At 55.1% G+C, this 950-nt stretch carries 1 pseudogene; it reads left to right on the forward strand.

The features are described 5' to 3' along the window. Positions 1-468: 468 nt before the first annotated feature. Positions 469-950 (forward strand): annotated as a pseudogene (locus B3C64_RS08455) (hypothetical protein); the annotation flags it as partial.

A 950-nucleotide genomic window follows, 5' to 3' on the forward strand; every position in this document is an offset into this window, starting at 1 on the left:
GGAGATTTGGCCTATGCGGCTGTGGTGGCATGTGTTCTTCGGACTCTCCGATGTGTTGCTTTGGCCTATATGGCTGCTAGGTTTTCGCACGATTTCAATTAATCGGCGGGATCCCGAATTGTGCGATGGCAAGCTTGAAATCTGACCGCCTCTGGTGGCATATTGGCATGTGGATATACCCCCTAAAGCGGCTTGAACGCAATCTGTCTTCGCAAGACTTGACGCAGAGGCATATATTTTCAAATCGTGCGAACTCTGACTGGCGGCGCCGAACCGAATCACCCCTTCGAAGTGGCGAACAACTGCTATGCCCGAATGGCTTATCCACAATACCTGTTATTCGGAAAACGTTGCATTTCTGCGATTTTCCATTGCGCGACACGCAGGCTTTGCCGAAAACCGTGATTCTCCGACCACAGGGATGGCAAAACGGTCGCATGCATGGACGAAAGGGCTACCGTCGAATGTATGGATAGGAATATCGAGAACCCATATGATGCCTCATATAAGCCGCTCCAACGACTCACGCTATCGGAGATAGGCCGAAAAACTCAGCTTGCGGTCACGCTCGCCGGATTACGCGATCCAGTAAGCCATGAAACCGCGCTGGCGATTTGGGGCGTCGAGCTTCCGGAACGTTGCTGGCGTCCACGGCTCGGAGAGTCCGCGATGGACTGGCGGTCTCCGCCGCGATATAGGGAATTCGATCCCGATCCCGAATATGTGGAGTATATGAGACGCGCCCAACTCGCCGATCATCCCGACTTCGGCCGTTCCTATGAAGATGCGGCGGATTCCGGTTCACCGGCAGGTACTTCTAGGAGGCGTGCGCGAAAGGACGCACAGGAAAGCACGCGAAGAGGAACTCAAGGAGCCGCGCGGCGGAACGCTCGGGACGTTCGGGGAAAAGCGCATCCCACGGAAAACGTTGCGTGGGAATCCAATTCTGC

This window comes from Bifidobacterium sp. UBA6881 (genome assembly GCA_002451435.1).
GTDB lineage: Bacteria > Actinomycetota > Actinomycetes > Actinomycetales > Bifidobacteriaceae > Bifidobacterium.